Source organism: Atribacter sp. (assembly GCF_035418125.1).
GTDB classification, from domain to species: domain Bacteria; phylum Atribacterota; class Atribacteria; order Atribacterales; family Atribacteraceae; genus Atribacter; species Atribacter allofermentans.
The window spans coordinates 1-2,526 of the sequence record NZ_DAOLQM010000293.1 but is presented as its reverse complement, the minus strand read 5'-3'; the positions used below and the strand labels follow the sequence as shown (position 1 = coordinate 2,526).

The window sequence follows — 2,526 nt, the reverse complement described above, 5'->3', positions numbered from 1 at the left end:
CTTGGAAAAAGCTAATATTGATAAGAGCTACAATATTCATCATCTTAGTTTTTCCGCCGTAAAATTACAAATTTAATAAATGATGGAGCAGCAACTAAAATAATCACCAAGGATTGAATAATCAAAGATATATCCAATGGAACTTTGGTAGATCGAGTCATAGACATGCCACCGGCACGTAGCATTCCGAATAAAATCGATGCAATGATACATCCAAAGGGGTGGAGCCGTCCCACGAGGCTAACTGCGATTCCATCCCACCCATACCCAGGTGAAAACCCTTCCACAAACCGTCCGTGGACTCCAAGAACCTCGCCGGCTCCTCCCACCCCAGCAACAAAAGCACTGAGTAAAAATGCCATAAGAATTCGTGAATGAACAGAAATTCCCCGGTTTTCTGCTGCTGTTGGATTTAAGCCAACAGCACAAACTTGATATCCCAGATAGGTTTTAAAAAGAAAATAAAAAACCAGCAAGCTGAAACCTAAAGAAATGAGAAAAGAAACTGAAAGCTGGGTGGGTGGTAGGATTTTAACCAAAATTGCACTGGGCTGAACAGGATTGGTTTGAGCAACCCAACCAGGAGCTTTAAAACGGTAATTTACCAAATAGCTGGTAAGGTGACTGGCGATGTAACTCATCATCATGGTTGTAATAACTTCACTGGCACCGGTAAATATTTTTAAAAGTGCTGGGATGAGTCCCCAAAGTGCACCGAAAATCCCACCAATAACTAAAGAAATAATCACATGGATTATCGGTGGAAGACCGGTTATGCTCGATCCAACAACCGCTGCCGCAAAAGCACCGATTAAAAATTGCCCTTCAATTCCAATATTAAAGATTCCTGAACGAAAAGCCAAGAGAAAAGATAATGAAGTAAAAAGTATCGGGGTAGCTTGGGTGAGTGTCTGTCCAACTGCAAATTTACTACCAAAAGCTCCGCGAAAAAGAGCGGCAAAAGCCCGTATGGGTTGATAGCCAGTTATGAGAAGAATGATGGCGCTAATCAGAAAAGCCAGTGCAATCGCTATGAGTTCAGGAAGGATAGAACTGGAACGATCGAGGTAATTTAAAGTTTTTTTCAACACGCAGTCCCTCCCATAAGCAGACCATATTGATATTCATCGGCATCGGGAGCTAATTCTCCAATTATTTGCCCCTCGTAAAGAACGATAACTCGGTCACTGATCGAACGGATTTCATCAAGATCGGCTGAAACTAAAAGAACGCCTGAGCCATTATTCTTGAGATCAATTAATTTATTCCGCACGTACTCACTGGCGGCAATATCCAATCCTCGAGTTGGTTGGGAAGCAATAGCCAGTTTTACATCACGGGAGAGTTCTCTAGCCAAAACAACCTTTTGCTGATTCCCTCCACTTAAGTTTTTTATTAAAGTGTTTTCATCAGGAGTGGCAATATCAAATTCCTGAATCTTGGTTTGTGAAAATTGATTGATAGCAACTTCATTACGACTGATTAACCCTCTTTTAAAAGGAGGAAGGTCTTCAAAGCCAAGAATAAGATTGTCTTTAACTGAAAAATCAGGAACCATTCCTCGTTTGGGCCGGTCTTCGGGAATATGAGAAATTCCCATTAGAATTCTTTTTTTAGGAGGAAAGTGAGTTATGTCTTCTTTTTGGTAAAGAATTTTTCCTTTTTGAGGTTTTTGTAAACCGACCAATATTTCAACCAATTCAGTTTGACCATTCCCCTCAACACCAGCAACACCAAGAATTTCATAAGTATGAATGTCAAAGTTAACATTATGTAAATTTTGATGTTTTTTGCCCCCAGAGAGAGACAATTCTTTGACTGATAGTATGGTCTCGGATTGAGGGGCTTTCAATTTTTCAAATGAAAAAAGTACTTTACGACCCACCATCATTTCTGCCAAAGATTCGGGAGTTGCCTCATCAATGGCCAGAGTACCGATTTTTTTCCCTCTGCGTAAAACAGTAACCCGATCACATATACAAAAAATTTCTTTTAGTTTGTGGGAGATAAAGATGATGGTTTTTCCATTTTGGACCAGTTGACGAAAGGTCTTAAAAAGCTGATCAACTTCTTGGGGAGTCAAGACAGCAGTTGGTTCGTCAAAAATTAATATATCGGCACCTCGATAAAGGATTTTTAAAATTTCCACTCTTTGCTGAAGACCAATGGGTAATTCATAAATCCTCGCATTGAGGTCTATTTCAAAACCAGTTTTATCCAGCAGTTGTTGAAGTTCACTTATTATTCGATTTTTATCAAGAATGAAGCCCCGGCATAATTCCTTGCCGAGTATAATATTTTCCCAAACTGTCATGTTTTCGACAAGAGTGAAATGCTGATGGACCATCCCAATTCCCAATGTTATGGCTTGAGCCGGACTGTGGATGGTAACCTCTTGACCTCGAATAAAAACCTTTCCGGCATCAGGTCGATAAAGCCCATAGAGAGTGCTCATGAGAACGGATTTGCCAGCACCATTTTCACCAAGGAGACCATGAATTTCACCTTGATTGATCGTGAGGTCAA

2 protein-coding genes are annotated in these 2,526 nt (G+C 40.3%); both read right to left on the bottom strand.

The window, feature by feature from the left end; translation table 11 throughout:
* Positions 1-44: 44 nt before the first annotated feature.
* Entirely contained in the window at positions 45-1,091 is a 1,047-nt protein-coding gene (locus PLK24_RS10685; protein WP_324478983.1) for an ABC transporter permease, read from the bottom strand.
* The coding region (locus PLK24_RS10680) for an ABC transporter ATP-binding protein (protein ID WP_324478981.1) at positions 1,085-2,526 on the bottom strand (1,442 nt) is incomplete at its 5' end. The genes PLK24_RS10680 and PLK24_RS10685, both read right to left, overlap by 7 nt.